Genomic DNA, 19,764 nt, shown 5'->3' with positions numbered 1-19,764 from the left:
TTCCTAATTCAAGGGAATTAAATCAATGCTTTGTGTTACCGAGTGAATCCAATATTCATCGCGTCGTTGCTACTTAGAGCTTGATAAGGGCGTAAGCCAAACATTGGCATCATTGAGTAGATATGGTCGAACAGATCTGCTTGTATGCCTTCATATACAGCCCAATCAACGTTATTGCTAAAGGCATAAACTTGCAGAGGGATACCTTCGACAGTGGGTTGCAACTGTCGAACCATAATTAACATATATTGATGAATGTCTTTATTCGCGCGCAGATAGGCATTTACATAAGCACGGAACAACCCCAAATTGGTCATTTTTCGAATGTTACCAATTTCACAATCGCCTTCTTCTAGTCCATCGTTGTATTCGTTAATTTCGCGTGATTTCTCGTAGATATACTCACGAAGAATACGGATTTTTTTCATCGACTCAATTTCATCATCACTTAAGAAACGAATCGACGTTACATCTATATTTACCGAGCGTTCAATGCGCCGCCCTCCTGAATCCGACATGCCTTGCCAGTTGATAAAGGCGTTTTGTACTAAGGCATAGGCCGGTAGCATACTCACCGTATTGTCAAAGTTCCTTACCTTAACTGTGGTTAAAGATATTTCTTCTACTGTACCGTTCGCCCCATAAGCACTCATTTGAATCCAGTCGTTAAGGCTGATCATTCGGTTGGCAGAAAGCTGAATACCAGCAACAAATCCGAGTATGGTGTCTTTAAATACCAACATGACAAAACCGGTAGCAACGCCAAGACCAGATAGAAAAATAATAGGAGATTCGTTGGCAAGGATAGAAACGAAAACGACCAAGCCGATAAAGAAAGTGAACAATTTGATGAGCTGTACGAAGCTTTTAATTGGCATCTTACGAGTAATGCCTTTAAACGTGGCAATGTCGTTGAGCGCATCTAAAAGAGCAAAAATGACCCAAGTGACCATAAATAAAATCAGTATGCTTAATAGCCTATCAAGAACACTAGCCAGTAAGCTGTAATGCCCGACGGCAATAGGGATCATTATATCCAATATCATCACCGGAACCAGCAATGATATTTTCCCCAATAAATCGTATTTGGCTAAGCTTTCAGCCAACGGCTTATTGGTTTTCTGCAATACGTTCTTAACGGAACGAACAATGACATGGTGAACAACGAAGTAACTCACCGCAGCCATAGCCAGCACTGCTAGTACAAACACACTGGTTAATTCAATACCATAAGGATCGCTGCTAATGCCTACGTCTGAGAGTTTCTCTGCAATATAATTGCGAATATGGTGCTCTAGCAAAATGGCATCCTTTACTAATTTATGTTGTTAGAAATGATTGTGATGAGCTACCGATAGCCAGTTCGGTTTATTAATTTAATGCGTCTTAACTAGTGTAGTTCTAATGCTACCTAAGTTGTCTCGACTTTGTGTGATGTGTGAGTGCTAGATTTTTTCAAGCAATGTTGATGAGGAGGAGAGACTACCGAGGCTGCATTTGCTACCCGGTTGTAGTCGAGACAATTGTTTTCAATTTACTTTGATTAATATTAAAACTAGTAAAGTAACTTGGGCACCATCATTTATACAAAAACCAGCTCGGGTTGCTGTTCTTCCTCATACCAGTACCAGCCAATACAAACATAATCTTGTTCATTTTTATCAATGTATGGTTCGATCCAGTCGAGAAATTTATGTATATCTTGAGCGACTACTTTTACGTCAAATCTGCTACAAAGATACCCATCATTGATATAGCTAAATGTTTGGAAATTAGAGTAGCTGCATCGACCAAACCTCTGCCAATTCCTGCACTCAAAGAAGCTGTGATTTGGTATGGCAGTAGGTTTATCACCATTATTAAACAAAAAATTGAACACGCTTTCGATATCACTTTCGAGGTTGTATTTTAACTTTGTACGTAAAAGTACTTCTGTATAGGTTCCCATATAACTCCCTCAGCGACAGTGGATATGATCCTAGGCGTAAAAAACAGCCTGTTTTCGACGTTATGTATTTTACCATTGAGAGGTACGCTTTCTATGTGATGAATATCATACATCGACTTTCTGCGTGGGGGAGTTTGAAGAGAAATAAATGGCGTTCAGCTTGGTATGACGCATAAAAAAGGACCAACTCTTTCGAGTTGGTCCTTTCCAAACGTTTGGTGGAGCTGGCGGGAGTCGCCAATCTCTAGCAAATTGTTTTTAAATCAACGGTTTAACTGGATGGTAAAGCCATATTTAGTGCCTAAATCTAGCACTGTTTTCAAGAGTCTACAATCCCAAACTACCAAATGATAGGCGTCATACGACGCCTCTATGAAGTATTTCGATACCACCCCATTCAATAAAACTCTCGACGCCAGTTCAACTCCCTGTGTGGCAGGTTATGCAGGTTGATGGTTTTGAGTTTCACGAAAATCTTGCACTTAGACATGAAAGAGTAACGAGGAAAAGAAAAAGTGTTTACCATTTTGTTCATTGTGGTAATAAGTTGTTGATTTTCATGGCGTTATAGAAATATCGAACGTGATATGCATCACATTTATGGTAAGTTTCCACCTTGAAAAGTAGATGTATTTTTCCTTATCGAAATAGAGGGTTAAGAATTGAAAATGTGATATTTGCGCATTGTTTGTACAATATTATGAATTTTTGACGCTTGCGCATAAATCTTTGATACGTATTATTTCATCCCAAGAGACATTGGATGATTGAACATGATTAATAAAAACATAGATGAGTACCTTGATATTTTTGTAGCTTATAAAGATTTCCAAGGTGTAAATAAAAAGACTGTGAATTCTTTAGGGGCTGCAATAAGAAATGCAGTTAGGTTGAGTAAAAAAAATTTCTTTCTTTGGAATAGTAATGACTGTAGAGAAGTTTATTATGCGATCTATTCATTACCTAAAAATTTGACGAAAAATAAAATGTTCTATGGTTTAAATGGTAAAGAGTTATTAGAAAAAGCGGACTTACTTGGAGTGGATAGAATTAGTGAATCAACTGCTGAAAGATATGTTAGAAGCATTAGGAACTTTTCTGGGTGGTTGCACTCACAAGGTTTAATTAAGCATGATTACTTTAAAGAATTAAAACCTAAAAAAAATGGTGTAAAGGACAATGCGCAACGAATTCCTTTTAGTGAGAAGCAGATTAAGGAAGTTTTAAGAAGTGACATATTTGAAGATAATCATAACTACTTAAAATGGATCGTGTTAATCGCGATTGAGATGGGAATGAGACAGAATGAAATTTCTCAACTTTACCGAAGCAATATAGTAAGAAATGACGGTGTTTGGTGTATTGACGTGTCTTGTGATCGGAGTGACCAGAGGCTAAAAAACAAAAATGCACCTAGAACTATTCCTATTCCGAAAACGTTGATTAAGCTAGGGTTCATTGAGTATGTTGAATCTTGCAATGAGCGCTTATTTCCTGAGTTGAAATACTATGAATTGGATGGTTATTCAAGAAATGTTTCTAAATGGTTTTCAGGCTATAAAAAACAATGGGACTTTGGTAAAGATAGAGACTTTCATTCATTTAGACATTATTTCATCGACAAAATGAAACAAGCTAAAGTTGAAGAATTCATTACTGCTGAACTTGTTGGGCATGGATATGAAAAAGAAACTTATGGTCGTTATGGGGGAAGTATGTCAGTGAAGACAGTAAAAAATCTAATGGATAAGCATTCTTCTAAGTCAGTGAAAAAGATGGTCATTAAATACAGGTTTAAAAAGTTAACCAAAATTCTCTCTCGATAAATATTTAAATTTATTTCTTTTGGGTGTAACTCCTGTGGATTATTACACCCAAAATTTCATTGCAATATATTTAAAAACTTAATTGCTTATAGTTAATCTAGGAGTTTAAATATTTGTATGGTTATTTTTACGTACTAAAACATGAGGTGTGCTATTAACATTTTTAAATTTCTAAAAGGTTCAATTTTTACTGCTGGCAGTAATTCGTTTATTTTAAAGTCAACGACTGTAATTCCTTGTGAAACAAATTCAGAAGAAAATGAAAAAATCACACGCGATGTTAAATGTGAATATCCAGAAGAAGAAATGCTGAGATATTATACTCAAGAACAGAAAGAGTTATATGAATATGAAGAAATGAACTATCTCAATAAACGTGTTATGTCTATGCCAGTTCAGGGGAGTTGTCAAAATGATAGCCCAGATTCTATTGTTGAATGGCATACTCCTGAACCCGTTACATTGAAGAGATTTTCACCAATAGAGTTTGATAAAGGAATGGTTCCATCGAGTCTATGGAAATACATCCATGAATTTTCTAAATCGTTGAACAACTCGCCATTAGATTATTTGGCTGTTTCTTTGGTTGTCGCTTTAGCTAGTTTAATTGGAGGTACAATGTCTATTGCACCAAAGAAAAATGATAAAGGTTGGAAAGTTAAGCCAACTTTATGGGGGATGATTATTGGTGGACCATCTCGATATAAAACACCGATGATGAATAGGGGGATGGAGCCCTTGTATTATGCTCAGCAAAAAGTAATCAATGTGACAAACTTAAAAAATCAAAAGAAGCAAGATGCATTGAATGAAATTGTTGATAAAAAGGAAACTAATTTAAAAGCTCAACTTAGTGAAGCTTTAGAAGAGAATGATTCAAAAACAGCAGAAATGCTGATCGAAGAGATTGCGTCACTTACTAGAATGAATATAGCGAAACGAGATGTGATCGTTAATGATGCGACACCTGAAGCACTCTTAATTAGGCTTGCGGACAATAATTTAGGCGTACTGCAATTTAGAGATGAACTATCAGGATTCTTTGCTTCGATGAATAAACAAGGGCGAGAGCAAGAGCGAGCGTTGTTTCTTGAGGGATTTAATGCTTCAGGTTCACCATACACACAAGAAAGAGTCGGCAGAGAGAAAGTAGTACTAGAAAGTGTACACTTAAATATTCTGGGTGCTATTCAACCTAAGGTTCTTTTACCTATTCTGCATGATCGGGAAAGCGGGCGTGTTGATGATGGTCTGTTTGAGAGATTTCAACTTGCAGTTTGGCCTGATGATGGTCAAACAGAATATACAGATTTATCTGTATCGCCAGAGTCAAAAGATATTGTAAATGAGCTTTTTTCTCGTGTGGCAAAGTTAGCGGAAGATGAGCATCATTGTTTCAACTTTGCTCCAGAAGCTCAGGAACTATGGGATAAATGGTCTGAAAACTTCTATTCGTCGATGGGAGAGCTTTCAAGCGAAGAGCAATCAATTGAGATTAAGTATCCTGCAATGGTAGCTAAGATTGCTCTTGTTCTTCAAGTTGCCATCAATGGAGAACAAGACCCTGATGCATCGTTAGTTGGAAAATCACTAGTCGATCAAGAAGCCTTAAGAATGGCGTTTAAGTGGTTGAGATATCTAAGATCACACTCCCGTAAAATACGTTCACTGACCCAAGGAGAGGGCGATGCAAGTGTAAGTTCCTTACTAGCTAACCTGTCTAAGTTTGACGGATCGTTTACAAAGCAACAGTTGAGTCAAAAATGCTGGAAAGGACTGACCAATCGGAATGATCGTGATAGAGCTCTACTGGAGTTAGAAAATAAAGGGTATATTAAGCTAGTTTTACAACCTCGAAAAATATATCTAGTTCATCCAGAGTATTGTTAAGTAACAAAAGCAACCTGCAATACCTGCAAGATCTTGATACAGGTGTTGCAGGTTTATATTTAGTGAATTATTTTTCTATTAGAGATCTTTTCAATGGTTCTAATGCTATCTTCTATTTTTACTATGTTAGCTAGGTTTGACTTATTTAACGTTAAATAGGTTTTAGTTATACGATTAAACTGGCGATTTAGTTGTCGACTGTTATTTTCATTGTGGGCAATGAACCATTTATCTATTTGGCTTTGCATCTTAACGATCGTTTTTTCATTTTCTAAGTTTTTATTATAGTGATACTTCCAAGTCTCAAGCTTTTTTGATTTATTCATTTCGGATGGAGTGTAATCACGACAATTTAATCCAGCATGTTTTAATACGGCGATGTTGAAAGCGGTCTTTAATACTTTGGTTGCTTTTTTCTGTTGAAGTTCTTTTAATACTCTGGTGTTCCTCCCCGCTATAACTTTCCCAACAATTAAATGGACATGATCACCACTCCCCATTTTGTTTTCTTGGTTTTGTCGGTGTATAACAGCTCTAATGTTTTTCTTGAAATAAAACTCGTCTTCATTAGTTAAATCACAAAGTTGAAATATTGATTTGCAACAGTACGCGATGATTTCCCCCCACTGTTCGTTGGATAGTTCAACGCCCTTAGGCAGAGTTAAGCAGTATTCCATGGCATATGATGACAGGTGACGACCCGCTTTATGACCCATTTGCTGGCGCAATCGATATTGCTCACCGATAAGTGCTATATACTTAGATGTATGCTCATTCCCAATTATTGAAAATATTTCGGTTGTATTTGCATGATTTGGATGTTTTGTTGATGTGATATATCTTTCTCTGCAAGCGACACCCTTACTTCCATACTTCACAGCTTGAGTGACTACTGTCCAGTTTTTTATCATGATTTTATTTTAGTTATATTAACTGTGAAAATGAAAATCAAATATATCTACTGCACTAGAGTTCAAGATAGGACAATTGCTTCGCTATTGATCCACTTGTTGGGGAAATATCCCCAAGCCCCTTGATTTAGCCTTTTAGAATAACTATTATCTGAATAAATATTATGAATTTTTTAGATAAGTTAAATTCAACCATCGACGATGTAAAGTTAGATGAAGCTAAAGAATTAGCTCGTAGGGACCGCCGCTATAAAGATATATTATCAATAATTATTCAACACTGTGAAAATGTTGGTTTTATTAATGAGCAAGATGTAAAAGATCGGGCAAATAAATATAAGTGGTTGTGTCTGGTGGTTGATATTCATTTAACAGCTATTATGTTAACGGATCAAATAGACGGGAATGATATTCCTATGAATTCTGAAATGATAAAAGATGATAATGAGGCTAAAGCGAAACAAATACTAGAAAGTATTGTTCTCAAATTGGTAGCTGCATCACCAAAGCCAGATTTGAGACGTTTTTAGGGCTAATCTAACCCATCGAAAGATGGGTTAGGTTTCATATAGCTGCCGCAGGCGTTGTCATTTCTACATGCGGGCATCTAGAAAGAAAATTAACTGCTCACAGTAATTACATTTTCTTTGATAGCACTAGAAAGTATTGAGCTTTCACCTCTGCGTGAATCTCCTAACACTTTAACAACTTTCATTGCTCGAGTGATTGCTACATACATTCTATTGTGAGCAGTATAGTTCTGGAAAGTTTTACTAGTACTGCTAACCGCACGATCTTCTCTTGGCAAACGCCCTTGGTCGACACCAACTAGGACTACCGCATCAAACTCAAGACCACCGACATAATCAGCCATTGCCATAACAAAATCATTCTTTTTCTTTGCCTGTTCGATGACCTCAATGTCTCCCCTCTCAAGCAAACAGCTAACGGTTTTATTGCATCGATTAAACTCTTCTTTAGCTTCTTCAAAAAGTAAACGGTCAAAGTAAATAATAACAATTTTATGCTTCATACAGTTCAGTTCACTTTGTATGCCATTTGCTAAATTAATAGCTTTGTGATGCAAAGATAAACTCGACTCATCATATAAAATATATTCTGGATGATATTCCTCTAACTCATTTTGGATTTCAGATGCGTGTGCTAATGGATCAATGAAGTTTGTAAATAGGGATGTACCAGAACTTGTAATCATTGAGGCTAACCTTGTAATGCTCGCTGAGCATCTGAATACTGCTGTAAGATTAGCTTGTTCTTCTGTGTTAGAAAATTTTTCAATGCTTAAGTACCTCAGAATAGATTCATTTTTCCAAGCAATGTCTCCAATTGCTTGCGTAGCATCTACCGCAAATGATATTGGAGCACTATTCACGTTTTTTGTTAGGAAGTGAATAATACTTAGCTCATTAAAATTTAATAAATGCAGTTCGTCAGCACATATGAAATCGTAGGCCTCGGTATTTCTTCGTCTTTTCCAAAGAGGTGACTCTAGCTTTCCAATTGCAGAAATGGCTATATCATCAGGATCAAATTGCCCAAGCTGATCTAACTTTAATTGATATTCTTCAAATAATTTAAATATAAAGTATTTGTCATTGTCATTACTTGTTGGCAGGCAGAAGTGTTCACATTTCTTATTAATGTACTCATCTTTTAAACTGTTACATCTTCCCTTTATTGCTACGCCAAACTCATGCATAAGCAATTCAGAAAGAGCTAGCACATCCTCGTTTTCAAATATTGAATAAAGCTCACTAGATATCAGTTGTTTGTGCGATTTTAGATTTGTTTTTATATTATCAACTATTTCCATAATATAAATTAACTGAGTTTGCTTAGCTTCATAGCTATCCTCATCGAGTAGCTCAGTATCACTAATGTCACTACCTAACAAATCCATACAGACTTGTTGTATAGTTCTTACTTTTATTTTGGATATTGATGATGTACTAAAAATTTTAGAAGAACTTGCAGTTACTTTTAGGAAGTACTCTACTGTATTTCTTACCGATGTACTTGGCACTATAAAGAGTATTTTTAACTTATCTCCACCTTCAGATGCAGTTTTTAGAGCTTTTAATACTAAGCATATAGTCTTTCCTGTCCCTGCAGGACCATGAACTCTGGCTGGGTGGTTCCAATCCGCTTCGACGAAAGATAGCTGCTTGTCAGATAGGTACTCAAACGGGTTTTCTCTTCCTAATAGTGCTGTCGTATTAACTAATTCTTTTTCATCAAGAGCAATTGCCCCGATGTTGTCTATATTGTTCTGAATTTTTTCTTTGTTTAGTTGTTTGAAAGTACCTACATTAAATATACCATCCAACGCTTTTTTAAGATTCCCAACCTCGCATTCGTCTCTTCGTTTAGCCCCCGAGGTTTGGTCAAATTTATAGAAGCAAATATGTTTGCCTTTAAATTTTTTCTCTTTATTAGCTTTGTCTTTAAAAGGTGCTAATTCAGCAATGATTTTGTATGCACTACCATTCTTAGTTGGGAATGGAAAAATTACCCCTTTAGTTGAATCTAGAGGTATCATCTCTGATGAACTATAAGACAAATTATCCCAATATTTTATGCAAAATCTCAGTGCTTTTTGAATGCACGTGATTTTCATATTGTCATCTATGTCTTTAAATGAAAGAGTCTTGAAATCTAGAGTGACGGTGTTTCTTTCTGGTAGATATGTGTCTTCGTCATGGATAATATAGATGCCTTTATTTTCAATAACACAGTATATAGGTAAGTTGTCATCAATAACCGTAGGAAAAACACCATTTGCAATATCTACAATAAAGGATGAACTATCAAAGTCTACACTCTGTAGATCTCGAGCTTGAATAATTGACTTTGTTGCATTGTGTGTAATGCAGATGAAATCATATGTCATTTAATTTTTCCTTTAAAATTTGTTCAGCGTCTTTTTCTATATCTTCTGTTCCGATTCGGCTATAGAACGTTGAAAATTTTTGTAGTAGATGCTCAATATATGGTGACTTCAATTCTGATATGTACGAGATTTCACCTTTGTAAACAGTTAAGTACTGACTGATAGTATTATCGATAGACTTCTTATTTATGCCACGTAGTAGTTTTATTGCTACAGGAAATGGTATGGAAACTGGATCTGATAGATCAACAATATAAGGTTCAAGAACTTTATCTAATTCAATCTGTTCTAAGAAGTAAATAGATGCTTCTTGGTTTTTTATTATGGATGAAACAAGGTTATTTCTCTCATCTGAAACAAACTTTAAAGAGTAATCGCAAGATTTTTTCTCATACATATCAAGTAATTTATATACATCTTCGGTGCTTTTTTTTCCTTTATTATCATCGATAACGCCTTTTATGCTTGTTATCGGATAGGTTGATAAGAGCTCAATAGAAATTTTAAAATTAGAAAACTCAGTTTTTAGTTTATTTTCAAGTTTATTCTCAAGTTTTCTATAAATTATCTCATTGCCTTGATTCTTTATCCAATCTTCAGCTTTATAGACAGGTAAGCATAATATGTTCCTTGCCTTACCATTCGCGATGTCACATCTCGCTGTGACAACTATGCCATGTGAATGATCTTGGTTTAGGTTTAGACCTTCAAAGATACTGCCTTGAGTAAACTCTTCAGAACTTGGGTGAGCAAGAAGTTCTCTCATTCTTTTCCTTTATTATTTTAAGCTGTAGGCCTGTAGAAGATGCTTACTCACTCGAGTAATTATCAATATTATCAATAAAATCAACTATATATATATATAATAGCATGAGTTGATATTTGGCTGCACCGTTCTAAATCACACAAAAGTTGATATTAAAAAATCTATGAATACGAGTGAGGTACTTGTTGGAGCGTTTGAATCGCGAATGTTTCGTGTTCAACTACAATTGAGCCAATAATTGGCGATAATGCAAAATGGACAAAAAAATTAGTTATTTGGGATCCTAATCATGTTAATTGCCTGTTTTAATTTTTTAAGATTCATACCTTTGCCATATCTATCATAAGTGATGTTGTTTTGAGAATGTCCTAGAAGCTCACCAGCGAGAACGGAAGAAACTTCGGCATGTTTTAGTTGAGTTGCGACTGTGTGCCTAAATGAGTGAAAGTCATACCCTCGTTCAAATCCTAGCTTGCTTTTAAAGCGCCCAAACCATTTGGAAGCTGCTGTGCCAAAACCATCACGTTCTTGTTTCAAAGCAGGGAAGATACGTTCATGTTGTACGCTGTTGATGAAGTCAATAAAACCAAGTTCTAAAAGCTTGTGATGAATTGGGATCAATCTTCGGCTACTGTTGTTTTTGAGTCGTTGACCCTCAAGCTTATCGTCAATCTTGATTACCCATACCCCCTCTTTGCTACATATATCTTGGCGGTAGAGCTGACAGAGCTCGTTCAAACGTGCGCCAGTGTATAAGCCCAGAAGTGGCAGCCAGTAGTAATGAGGATGTTTATACTTCTTCTGGGTATGGATCTCTGTGTTGAACAGTTTCTTAAGGTCAGTATGGCTATAGGCGTTTTTGGCTTCGCTGTCCTTGCGGGTTTTCTTGAATCTCATTCCCTTAAATGGGTTGATGTCCGTCATTTCCATCTGCAAACACCACTCAAAAAACGACGAACATTTTTGTATGTAATCTTTGACGCTCTCAGTGCTTAGGGTTGGGAGTTTATGTTTTTTATTAGCTTCTATTAGCTGCTGACCTTTCATCCCACTAAATTGCTTATGTTTGGTCGCGTTGACCGGATATTGGCTCAGTAAGGTACGTGCTTCTTCCGCCTGAAGTCGACGGATATCTTTTATGCCCTTAGTTCCGAGTAGTGTCAGCACGATATGACACTTCGCATAAGCCATATCAATTGTTTTCGGGTTAACGAGGTCTTGTTTGGAATCTCTGTACTTTTCGAGACACTTGAAAGGGTCTCGTGATGTTGTTTTTGCTTTCGGAATTAAAAATGCAGGTGATGCAGGTCTCTCAGGTATATGAGATTCTGTTTTAGGTGTAGATAGAGGCGTGCTGTTCTGTATCGAAATGCGGATTTCTAGCTCTAGTTGTAATGCTTTAACTAATGCAACTTGTTTGTCGGATGTACGAAGAGAGCGCTTAATTTCGTACTTGTCGTTGAAAAGGTGTCGATGGCGTAGAGGAATTTGATATCTGAATAGCCAGTTACCAGTCTTTGATATTTTTAGACCACGCATGTTTTAGTACCTAGTTTTAGTACCAAACAGTCAAAAAGCTAACTTGAAAATATAAAAAAGGCGGTAAATCAGTGATTTACCGCCTTTTCCAAACGTTTGGTGGAGCTGGCGGGAGTTGAACCCGCGTCCGAAAACCTTTCATCATTGGTACTACATGCTTAGTCGATCTTTAAATTCACCATCCACCTGCGAACCGACACGCTAGTAAATGACTATCCTGAATTATAATTCGAACTTCATCTCTCAGGCGGGAGAATCCGATCTAGCTAGTTTGGGTTTGACTCTTTGTTGTTCCCCGTCTTACAAGCGGAAGCTAGGGCAAAGAGGCTCTTGGCAGGTTATTAAGCTGCTAGTGCGTAGTTTTCGTCGTTTGCGACTATTTTTTTGCGGTTTATTAACGAGGCCTACCGCACCTCGGCATGCACCTCAGACTTCTGAATTCCCGTCGAATCCTGAATCAGCCCCAAGTGTTTGAGCATAGTATCAGAAAAGTTGAACCTGTCTAGTACTCTGCGTCTAAGTGGTCAAGTTTAACGCAATGAGCTCTTCATTACGCGAGATTTCTCACGAGCCCAATCTTTTTCTTTCTGATCAGTACGTTTGTCGTGCAGTTTTTTACCTTTTGCTACGCCGACTTTGATTTTTACCCAAGAGTTAACCCAGTAAAGCGCCAAAGCAGCCAGAGTCATACCTTCACGGTTAATACGACCTGTTAGGTTGTCGAGTTCACGACGGCTCATCAATAGCTTACGTACACGCGTAGGGTCAGCGACAACATGAGTTGATGCCTGATTGAGAGGGATGATAGACATTCCGCTGATAAAGGCTTCGCCGTTTCGCATGAACACGTAGCTTTCCGCGATATTAGCTTTTCCTTGGCGAAGTGCTTTTACTTCCCAGCCTTGTAGCTCCAAGCCAGCTTCAATTTCATCATCAATGAAGTATTCGTGGCGAGCTTTCTTGTTAAGCGCAATGGTATTGCTACCCGCTTTTTGTTTTGAATTTTTCTTTGCCATAATCGCTACATTATACGGTGCACAATGGGGTTAGCATATCCCTTTATTTGCGCTAACCGCAAATAAAAGTAAAATTGCATAAAGTTAAGTGCCAGGTTGTTGGTGAAGTAGGAGAATATATGAAGCAAGTCACTCGTTCTGCGTTGGTGTCATTTAGTGCTGAGCAGATGTTTGATCTAATTAACGATGTTGCCAGTTATCCAGAATTTCTTCCTGGGTGTTCGGGTTCGCGAGTTCTTGAAGCGAGCGCGGCTGGTATGGTTGCTTCGGTAGATGTCTCTAAAGCCGGGATCAGTAAGACCTTTACTACATCAAACGAATTGGTAGAAGGGGAGGCGATTATAATGAGCCTTGTCGATGGTCCGTTTAAAACCCTAAGGGGCGGTTGGTTCTTCACGGCACTTGATGAGCAAGCTTGTAAAGTTGAGCTAAAGTTGGAGTTTGAATTTTCTAGCAAGATGATTGAAATGGCTTTTGGCAAAATTTTCCATGAGTTGACCGGCAACATGGTTAACGCTTTTACCAAACGCGCGAAACAGGTGTACGAGTGTTATGAGTATTGAGTCGGATATGATTCATGTTGAGGTGGTATATGCATTGCCACTAGAGCAGCGAGTGTTTACTTTGGTCGTGAATAAGGCGATGACGGTAGAAGCCATTATTGCGCAGTCAGGTGTACTAGAGCTGTACCCTGAAGTTGATTTAAAAGTGAATAAAGTGGGGGTTTATAGCCGCAATGTGCGTTTAGACGCCACGATTCGTGATGGCGACCGAATTGAAATCTATCGCCCGCTGTTAGCTGATCCCAAAGAGATTCGCCGTAAGCGCGCCGAACAAGCAAAAGCAACTGGCGGGGCTGATCCGGTTACCGGTGGTAAGCCCAATGCCATGCGTAAAAATGGCTAGTTAGTTGGCTTAAAAATATGAAAGGCTCGCATTATGCGAGCCTTTTTGATTCATAGCAGGAACGGAGACTAATTGATGCTTTCAAAAAAGGCATCACTTAAAGGGTAGTCACCTGTCACTTCAACCAAGCGATCTTGTTCATCAAAGTCTGCAATCAGGTTACGCTGAATTGATTCTTTGTGACCGTCGGTATGATGGTAGATGTAATACCAAGTATCTGGGTACCCATTTTCTACTAACATCGGCGAGCCCAGTACGAAGCGCACTTGCTCTTTGCTCATACCAAACTTCAACTTATTTACGGCTTCCTGCTCGACGTAGTTGCCTTGGTTGATATCAATACGATACACCAACTTCTCTATTAACGAACACCCTGTCAGCATCGTCATGGCGAGTGGTATTGCGATAAGCCACTTTTTCAATTGCATACTCAAATTCTTGTAACTGTCCATTTAAACTGAGCTGATAATAAACAAGCTTGCGCCTAATGTAAAAAGCTCATCTTGTTTTGAATTATTTCAGACCATGAATTTTGAATTAGGTTGCAAAGTCGATACGTAATTATCAAAAAAAAAGTATTTATGCAGCAACAAGCAGTTCACGTGCATTGGCTAATGTTGATTCCGTTATCTGGCTACCGCCAAGTAGGCGAGCAAGTTCTGCTACGCGCTGGTCTTCACCGAGCTGGTTCATTTGCGTTTCGGTTTTACCTGCTTTGGTTTGTTTTGCTACAAATAGCTGCTGATGCCCATAACCTGCGACTTGCGGTAAATGCGTGACACACAATACCTGAGTTGATTCGCCAAGCTTGCGCAGCATTTTTCCAACAACGGCTGCTGTTGGTCCACTGATGCCCACGTCAACTTCATCGAAAATTAAGCTAGGTGTATCAACTTTTTGTGCTGTGATTACCTGAATAGCCAGAGAAATTCGAGATAGTTCACCACCTGACGCTACTTTAGCAATTGGCTGCATTGGCTGGCCTGGATTGGTTGAAACCATAAAGCACACGCTATCTACCCCCAATGGTGATGGATGAGTACCTTCGTTATTCACTTCAATACTGAATTGTGCTTTTTCCATGCTTAATTCATGCATGCTGGCTGAGATCAATTTATTGAGCTCTTTCGCATAGCGTTGACGAGATTTGTGCAGTTTTTCTGCACTCGCGAGAAATGCCTGATAATTTGCTTCAACACTTTGTGCCAGTTCTTCGAGTTTTTCGTCAGAGCAATCGAGTTGTTCAATCAGTGCCAACAAATCTTGGTGATGTTGGTATAGCTCTTCAGGAAGCACTTGATGCTTGCGTGAGATTGCCATCACTTTAGAAAAACGCTCCTCTACAAATGCCATTCGAGAAGGATCAACGTCGATATTCTCAAGATAAATGCGCAGTTCATTATTCGCTTCTTCAATCTGAATGATGGCTTCTGCCAACATCTTAGGCAGTTCTGTCAGTTGATCGTCTAATTCTGCGAGTTGAATTAGGGAGTTATTGGCTGATTGCAAAATACCAAGCGCATTAACTTCTTCACCTTCGTAAATAAGCTCGATAGCTTGTTGGCAGGTGGAGGCAAGCTCGCCGCTATTGGACAGGCGTTTGTGCTCTTGTTCGAGTTCTTCATACTCCTCCCCACCAAGCGAAAGTTCGTTAAGTTCTTTGATTTGGTATTCCAATAGCTGTTTTTGTGCCTGATTCTGAGCGCTATTTTCTCGCAGCTGCTTTAGATTGTTATCTGCTTGACGCCACGTTTGGTAAGCGTTACGAGTGTTTTTCAGTAGGTTGAGATGCCCAGCATATTGATCGAGCATCGCAAGCTGATAGTCACTTTTCATTAACTGGTGATGTGCGTGCTGGCCGTGGATGTTGATCAGCCGTTGCCCCAAAGATTTGAGTTGTGAGAGGGGGACGGGGCTACCGTTAATAAAGGCGCGCGAGCGTCCGTCTTTACTAATGATGCGACGCAAAATGCAGTCATTGCTATCTAGTAGGTCGTTATCTTCTAACCAACGAGTGGCGTGAATATTGTTATCGAGTGAAAAAGCGGCACTCACTTCGGTTTTTTCTTCACCTTGACGTACCATCGAGGCTTCAGCGCGACCGCCTAAACATAGCCCAAGGGCATCAATAGCGATGGACTTACCAGCGCCTGTTTCACCGGTTATGGTGGTCATACCCTTGGAAAGTTCGAGCTGCAACGATTTAACAATAGCGAAATTATTCACACTCAGATGAGCCAGCATTTTAATTACCTGTCTAAATGAACAATACTGTATATAGATTCAGTATATACTGTTTCTTTATACAGTAAAGGTGGGTGATAATATTTTTGTGAGGAAAGTTGAGTTTTATCTGCTTTGCTTACATAGGTTATTGCCTAAATTGAACATTATTGATGCAAGTCGTTGTTTGTTAGCCGTAATGCTAGAGCTTCGACACAAATCTGAATCACCAATGGCGGATGGTTTGAAAACGAATTCAGTGCATAAACGGTATTAAGTGGCAGTGACATTTCTGGCATCAAGTTAATAAGTTTCGGGCTCATTTGTGCCAAATAGAAATCGGGGATTATGCCAATGCCCGCACTTGCTTGAATGAGAGCTAAGCAACTATGGAAAGAGTTGCTGATGCAGTTAGCTTCACTAGTAAAAAGTAATTGCGAGCCATTGTTTGAGTGAAACTTATGTTCAAAGCTTTTTCCTTGCCATGAGTTGGCAATATAGGGCAGCGAACTGATGTCGTGATATTGCATTTCAGCGGTGCCACAGAGCACATCACGAAACTCGCCAATACGTTTTTGTTTTAAATTACTATCGGGTGATGCCCCAACTCTGATGGCGAGATCAATATCATGCTCCATGACGTCGAGGTGTTGATCATCATTGATTAATTCTGGTTGGAGTTTGGGATATTGCCGCATCAAGTCGGCAATGACCGGAGCGACTAATGTGTCCATTAAGGCGTGTGGTGCAGTAATTCGAATGCGCCCTTGGGGCTCAGCCTGGTTTTGTTGTGCTGTCTCCCATGCCACAGTAGCAATTGAGTTGATATTTTTGCAACTTAAGTAAAATTGCTCGCCCATTTGAGTGAGAGTTTGGCGTCGAGTTGTTCTTTTTAATAATGTTACGCCTAAATCTTGCTCAAGCGTTTTTAAGTGTTGGCTGACGACAGACTTGGATAGATCGAGCTTATCAGCAGCAGCCGAAACTGAGCCCTCTTCAATAATGTGAGCAAAGATCGACATTTGCCTTAATCTCTTCATCTATTGTTCTCTTTATCTAAACAGTGAGTTCTATTATTTCTATATTTCATTGTAATAAATATGCGTAATCTAATCATCATTCCAGATAGAAATAGTAGGAGTTCAACATGTCAGATAACGCAGTGCTGATTGCTTGTAAAAAAGGCATCGAAGATTGGAAAACGGCATTTAATAATCAAGATACTAAAGGATGCGCGGAGCAGTACAGCGCAGATTGTGTTATGCATGCTCGCCCGTTCGGCACATTTGAAGGCAGAGCGCATATCCAAGAATTTTGGCAAGGCATTATGGATAAGGGATTCAAAGAGGTTGCCTATACGGACGTGGAGTGGTTAGCACACGGAGAGAATGCTTATATCCTTTCTGCTAAGTGGACAATGAATCAAGCTTTTGGTGTTGTACATAAAGAAGTATGGCAAGTGGACGATGATGGTAAAGCTAGATTAGTCAGTGATGATTTTGAAGTGCTAGGCGAGCGATAATTTAGCGAATTAAGCATGAAAAGGCTGATATAAATCAGCCCTTTTGCTTTTTCAACTAAGCTCGAACATTAAAACAGTTTGCTTGACCAACCAAGTTTATTTCTTAAAACGTGGTAGTAGCTGTAGTCTTTCGGATGGATCAGTTTCAAAAAATTCGGGCTTTGATAGATATGAATTTCATCTCCCGGTGAAACCGGTAAAGAAACTTGCCCATCACAGCTTACCTCTTGCGTGCCGCGATTATCAGGCGAGACGAGTAGTTTAATTCTGCGCTTGCTGTCAACGACCAAAGGACGGCTGGAAAGAGTGTGGGGGAACATTGGTACAAGCGAGATAGCATTGAGGCTCGGCGACAAAATAGGCCCGCCGCCAGATAGCGAATACGCAGTAGAGCCTGTTGGCGTTGAAATAATTAACCCATCCGAACGCTGAGAAAATGCAAAGCTATCATCAATATACACTTCGAATTCAATCATTCGGGCGACTTGTCCAGGGTGCAGCACGGCTTCGTTTAGTGCGGTATTGTGGCTTTTAATCTGTTTGTGGCGATGAATTTCAGTTTCGAGTAGAAAACGTTCCTCTTCGATAAATTCACCATCAAGAACTGCTTTTAGGGTGGTTTGGAAGTCTTCAGGGTCTAGATCGGTTAGAAAGCCTAAATTGCCACGGTTTACCCCAATCACTGAAATGTCGAATCTTGAGAGTACTCGCGCCGCGCCAAGCATATTGCCATCACCGCCAACGACAATGGCTAGGTCAGCAATTTTGCCAAGTTGGATTAAGCTCGCAAAATGTTCATTGGGGATATCGTTGAGGATATCGCTTAAACGATCGTCGATATACACGCTGTAACCTTCGGCTATTAGCCAAATATACAACTCTTTGTGAGTTTGAATTGCTTGCTGATCACGAGGTTTACCAATGATGGCGATCACTTCAAAAGGTTTTTTCATGGCTTTTCCGGCAGAAATAGGCTTGAATCGATAATCTTCATCCCCATAATAATGGCAAGTTAGCTAAATATGCGAATTTTTGTGTATTTATAGCGTGTATTCGTGACACGCTTACGGCACAAATACGTGAATTCTGGAGACATCATGAGTAACGAAGAGAAAAAAATCCAAGAAGAAGAACCGCAATCACAAGAAAATGTGGTTGAGTCTGACGTAGAAGCAGTAGGGACAGATGCTGATATTGAATGGAATGAAGAGATGGAACGTGATGAGCAAGAATCGAAGATTGCTCAATTAGAAGCGGCTCTACTTTCAAGCGAAGCGAAAATCAAAGATCAGCAAGAGGGCGTATTGCGAGCGAAAGCCGAAGTAGAAAACATGCGTCGTCGTTCAGAGCAAGAAGTTGATAAAGCGCGTAAATACGCTTTAAACAAGTTTGCGGAAGAGCTACTGCCAGTTATCGATAATCTAGAACGTGCAATTGCAGCGGCTGATGGCGAAAACGAAGCTGTGAAATCGCTTCTAGAAGGCGTCGAGTTGACTCACAAAACGTTCTCAAGCGTAGTTGCGAAATTCGGTCTAAAAGAAATTAACCCTGAGGGTGAAGCGTTCAACCCTGAATTCCATCAGGCGATGTCGATTCAAGAAAGCCCAGATCATGAATCAAACACTGTGATGTTCGTAATGCAAAAAGGTTATGAGCTAAACGGTCGTGTGATTCGCCCTGCGATGGTGATGGTTGCAAAGTAATTGCGACAGTCCCTGTTAGGGTGTGAGAAAGCAGCGCTCTGTCTTTAGATGGGGCGTTTTTTTTGCCGCGATAGTGCAAAAATTGAAATGACGCGTGCTTTCAGTGCGAGAGGGTCATCTCAATATAGGCGCATAAATAAAATAATGGCGAAAAAAACGATTTTTTTTGTTTTACTCCCTTGAAATGTTATTTAGCGCCCTTATCTATGGTGCATACAAGAAGCAAACATAAAAATGTTTGTTTGTGAGCAAGGGTTGAAACCCAATGCTCTACCCCCACATATGGGATAGAGCAAAATAAAATTAGAATTTATTCGGAGATAGCCTGATGGGTAAGATCATTGGTATTGACTTAGGTACTACTAACTCTTGTGTTGCTGTTTTAGACGGCAACAAGCCACGCGTAATTGAAAACGCGGAAGGCGAGCGTACAACCGCATCTGTTGTAGCCTACACAGACAGCGAAACGCTAGTAGGCCAACCGGCTAAACGCCAAGCAGTGACAAACCCAACTAACACGCTATATGCAATTAAGCGTCTTATCGGTCGTCGTTTCGAAGACGAAGAAGTTCAGCGTGATATCGAAATCATGCCTTACAAAAT

At 39.1% G+C, this 19,764-nt stretch carries 19 protein-coding genes and 1 other RNA gene; 8 read left to right on the top strand and 12 right to left on the bottom strand.

Translation table 11 applies throughout. The annotated features are described in order from the left end of the window. Nucleotides 1-35 precede the first annotated feature (35 nt). Nucleotides 36-1,301: a mechanosensitive ion channel family protein gene (locus L4C38_RS05035; RefSeq protein ID WP_428796450.1), complete on the bottom strand. Its 1,266-nt coding sequence runs from the start codon at nt 1,299-1,301 to the stop codon at nt 36-38. 281 nt (nt 1,302-1,582) lie between these two features. Then, entirely contained in the window at nt 1,583-1,948 is a 366-nt protein-coding gene (locus tag L4C38_RS05030; RefSeq protein ID WP_428796449.1) for a hypothetical protein, read from the bottom strand. A gap of 773 nt (nt 1,949-2,721) precedes the next feature. On the opposite strand from L4C38_RS05030, the gene L4C38_RS05025 reads away from it, so the two are divergent. Both L4C38_RS05025 and L4C38_RS05020 read left to right on the top strand, forming a co-directional pair. Beyond that, entirely contained in the window at nt 2,722-3,774 is a 1,053-nt protein-coding gene (locus L4C38_RS05025) for a site-specific integrase (RefSeq protein WP_428796448.1), read from the top strand. 141 nt (nt 3,775-3,915) lie between these two features. Continuing rightward, complete coding sequence (locus L4C38_RS05020; protein ID WP_428796447.1) at nt 3,916-5,664, top strand: DUF3987 domain-containing protein; 1,749 nt, start codon at nt 3,916-3,918, stop codon at nt 5,662-5,664. Nucleotides 5,665-5,723: 59 nt separating this feature from the next. Here L4C38_RS05020 and L4C38_RS05015 read toward each other — a convergent pair whose 3' ends face one another. Continuing rightward, nucleotides 5,724-6,575 carry a hypothetical protein gene (locus tag L4C38_RS05015; protein WP_428796446.1) on the bottom strand — a complete coding sequence of 284 codons (852 nt, stop codon included), beginning with the start codon at nt 6,573-6,575 and terminating at the stop codon, nt 5,724-5,726. 164 nt (nt 6,576-6,739) lie between these two features. On the opposite strand from L4C38_RS05015, the gene L4C38_RS05010 reads away from it, so the two are divergent. Beyond that, nucleotides 6,740-7,105, top strand: a complete 366-nt coding sequence (locus L4C38_RS05010) for a hypothetical protein (protein ID WP_428796445.1) — start codon at nt 6,740-6,742, stop codon at nt 7,103-7,105. Between the two features lie 89 nt (nt 7,106-7,194). Here L4C38_RS05010 and L4C38_RS05005 read toward each other — a convergent pair whose 3' ends face one another. The 5 genes from L4C38_RS05005 to smpB all read right to left on the bottom strand — a co-directional run bounded on the left by L4C38_RS05005 (nt 7,195) and on the right by smpB (nt 12,807). Then, a complete protein-coding gene (locus L4C38_RS05005) occupies nt 7,195-9,486 on the bottom strand; it encodes a UvrD-helicase domain-containing protein (protein ID WP_428796444.1) in 2,292 nt (763 codons plus the stop codon). Next, entirely contained in the window at nt 9,476-10,252 is a 777-nt protein-coding gene (locus L4C38_RS05000; RefSeq protein WP_428796443.1) for a hypothetical protein, read from the bottom strand. The genes L4C38_RS05005 and L4C38_RS05000 overlap by 11 nt, the downstream gene beginning before the upstream one ends. 267 nt (nt 10,253-10,519) lie before the next feature. Next, a complete protein-coding gene (locus L4C38_RS04995; protein WP_428796442.1) occupies nt 10,520-11,791 on the bottom strand; it encodes a tyrosine-type recombinase/integrase in 1,272 nt (423 codons plus the stop codon). 97 nt (nt 11,792-11,888) lie between these two features. Then, nucleotides 11,889-12,256, bottom strand: a transfer-messenger RNA (tmRNA) gene (gene ssrA / locus L4C38_RS04990). Between the two features lie 65 nt (nt 12,257-12,321). Next, on the bottom strand, nt 12,322-12,807 hold the full coding sequence (gene smpB, locus L4C38_RS04985) for an SsrA-binding protein SmpB (RefSeq protein WP_428796441.1): 486 nt from the start codon (nt 12,805-12,807) through the stop codon (nt 12,322-12,324). Nucleotides 12,808-12,926: 119 nt separating this feature from the next. On the opposite strand from smpB, the gene L4C38_RS04980 reads away from it, so the two are divergent. Both L4C38_RS04980 and L4C38_RS04975 read left to right on the top strand, forming a co-directional pair. Next, nucleotides 12,927-13,370, top strand: coding sequence for an SRPBCC family protein (locus tag L4C38_RS04980; protein ID WP_428796440.1), 444 nt, complete (start codon nt 12,927-12,929; stop codon nt 13,368-13,370). After that, nucleotides 13,360-13,713 (top strand): RnfH family protein, encoded by a 354-nt coding sequence (locus tag L4C38_RS04975; protein WP_428796439.1) that lies wholly within the window; start codon nt 13,360-13,362, stop codon nt 13,711-13,713. Before L4C38_RS04980 ends, L4C38_RS04975 begins: the two co-directional genes overlap by 11 nt. A 68-nt stretch (nt 13,714-13,781) precedes the next feature. On the opposite strand, the gene bamE is transcribed toward L4C38_RS04975, so the two are convergent. The 3 genes from bamE to L4C38_RS04960 all read right to left on the bottom strand — a co-directional run bounded on the left by bamE (nt 13,782) and on the right by L4C38_RS04960 (nt 16,976). Continuing rightward, nucleotides 13,782-14,141 carry an outer membrane protein assembly factor BamE gene (gene bamE / locus L4C38_RS04970; RefSeq protein ID WP_428796438.1) on the bottom strand — a complete coding sequence of 120 codons (360 nt, stop codon included), beginning with the start codon at nt 14,139-14,141 and terminating at the stop codon, nt 13,782-13,784. Between the two features lie 151 nt (nt 14,142-14,292). Next, complete coding sequence (gene recN, locus L4C38_RS04965; RefSeq protein WP_428796437.1) at nt 14,293-15,957, bottom strand: DNA repair protein RecN; 1,665 nt, start codon at nt 15,955-15,957, stop codon at nt 14,293-14,295. A 146-nt stretch (nt 15,958-16,103) separates the two neighbouring features. Continuing rightward, the gene (locus L4C38_RS04960) at nt 16,104-16,976 is read right to left on the bottom strand and encodes a LysR family transcriptional regulator (RefSeq protein WP_428796436.1); all 873 of its coding nucleotides are present in this window, start codon (nt 16,974-16,976) and stop codon (nt 16,104-16,106) included. A 107-nt stretch (nt 16,977-17,083) separates the two neighbouring features. On the opposite strand from L4C38_RS04960, the gene L4C38_RS04955 reads away from it, so the two are divergent. After that, nucleotides 17,084-17,458 carry a YybH family protein gene (locus L4C38_RS04955; RefSeq protein ID WP_428796435.1) on the top strand — a complete coding sequence of 125 codons (375 nt, stop codon included), beginning with the start codon at nt 17,084-17,086 and terminating at the stop codon, nt 17,456-17,458. 68 nt (nt 17,459-17,526) lie between these two features. On the opposite strand, the gene nadK is transcribed toward L4C38_RS04955, so the two are convergent. Next, nucleotides 17,527-18,411 (bottom strand): NAD(+) kinase, encoded by an 885-nt coding sequence (gene nadK, locus L4C38_RS04950; RefSeq protein WP_428796434.1) that lies wholly within the window; start codon nt 18,409-18,411, stop codon nt 17,527-17,529. 144 nt (nt 18,412-18,555) lie between these two features. Between nadK and grpE the strand changes: the two genes are divergently transcribed. Next, nucleotides 18,556-19,161: a nucleotide exchange factor GrpE gene (grpE, locus tag L4C38_RS04945; RefSeq protein ID WP_428796433.1), complete on the top strand. Its 606-nt coding sequence runs from the start codon at nt 18,556-18,558 to the stop codon at nt 19,159-19,161. A gap of 328 nt (nt 19,162-19,489) precedes the next feature. After that, on the top strand, nt 19,490-19,764 hold a 275-nt coding region (locus L4C38_RS04940), incomplete at its 3' end, for an Hsp70 family protein (protein WP_428796432.1).

This window comes from Vibrio kasasachensis, from assembly GCF_050337565.1.
Taxonomy (GTDB): Bacteria; Pseudomonadota; Gammaproteobacteria; order Enterobacterales; family Vibrionaceae; genus Vibrio; species Vibrio kasasachensis.
This window is presented reverse-complemented; position numbering and strand designations above follow the sequence as displayed.

Bases quoted from the DNA above. Each gene is read 5' to 3' on its own strand.
- L4C38_RS04955 (WP_428796435.1), top strand. From the start codon at position 17,084: ATGTCAGATAACGCAGTGCTGATTGCTTGTAAAAAAGGCATCGAAGAT.
- L4C38_RS05030 (WP_428796449.1), bottom strand. From the start codon at position 1,948: ATGGGAACCTATACAGAAGTACTTTTACGTACAAAGTTAAAATACAAC.
- L4C38_RS05005 (WP_428796444.1), bottom strand. From the start codon at position 9,486: ATGACATATGATTTCATCTGCATTACACACAATGCAACAAAGTCAATT.
- L4C38_RS05010 (WP_428796445.1), top strand. From the start codon at position 6,740: ATGAATTTTTTAGATAAGTTAAATTCAACCATCGACGATGTAAAGTTA.
- L4C38_RS05020 (WP_428796447.1), top strand. From the start codon at position 3,916: ATGAGGTGTGCTATTAACATTTTTAAATTTCTAAAAGGTTCAATTTTT.
- L4C38_RS04960 (WP_428796436.1), bottom strand. From the start codon at position 16,976: ATGAAGAGATTAAGGCAAATGTCGATCTTTGCTCACATTATTGAAGAG.
- L4C38_RS05000 (WP_428796443.1), bottom strand. From the start codon at position 10,252: ATGAGAGAACTTCTTGCTCACCCAAGTTCTGAAGAGTTTACTCAAGGC.
- grpE (WP_428796433.1), top strand. From the start codon at position 18,556: ATGAGTAACGAAGAGAAAAAAATCCAAGAAGAAGAACCGCAATCACAA.
- bamE (WP_428796438.1), bottom strand. From the start codon at position 14,141: ATGCAATTGAAAAAGTGGCTTATCGCAATACCACTCGCCATGACGATG.
- L4C38_RS04980 (WP_428796440.1), top strand. From the start codon at position 12,927: ATGAAGCAAGTCACTCGTTCTGCGTTGGTGTCATTTAGTGCTGAGCAG.
- L4C38_RS04975 (WP_428796439.1), top strand. From the start codon at position 13,360: ATGAGTATTGAGTCGGATATGATTCATGTTGAGGTGGTATATGCATTG.
- L4C38_RS05015 (WP_428796446.1), bottom strand. From the start codon at position 6,575: ATGATAAAAAACTGGACAGTAGTCACTCAAGCTGTGAAGTATGGAAGT.
- smpB (WP_428796441.1), bottom strand. From the start codon at position 12,807: ATGGCAAAGAAAAATTCAAAACAAAAAGCGGGTAGCAATACCATTGCG.
- nadK (WP_428796434.1), bottom strand. From the start codon at position 18,411: ATGAAAAAACCTTTTGAAGTGATCGCCATCATTGGTAAACCTCGTGAT.
- recN (WP_428796437.1), bottom strand. From the start codon at position 15,957: ATGCTGGCTCATCTGAGTGTGAATAATTTCGCTATTGTTAAATCGTTG.
- L4C38_RS04995 (WP_428796442.1), bottom strand. From the start codon at position 11,791: ATGCGTGGTCTAAAAATATCAAAGACTGGTAACTGGCTATTCAGATAT.
- L4C38_RS05025 (WP_428796448.1), top strand. From the start codon at position 2,722: ATGATTAATAAAAACATAGATGAGTACCTTGATATTTTTGTAGCTTAT.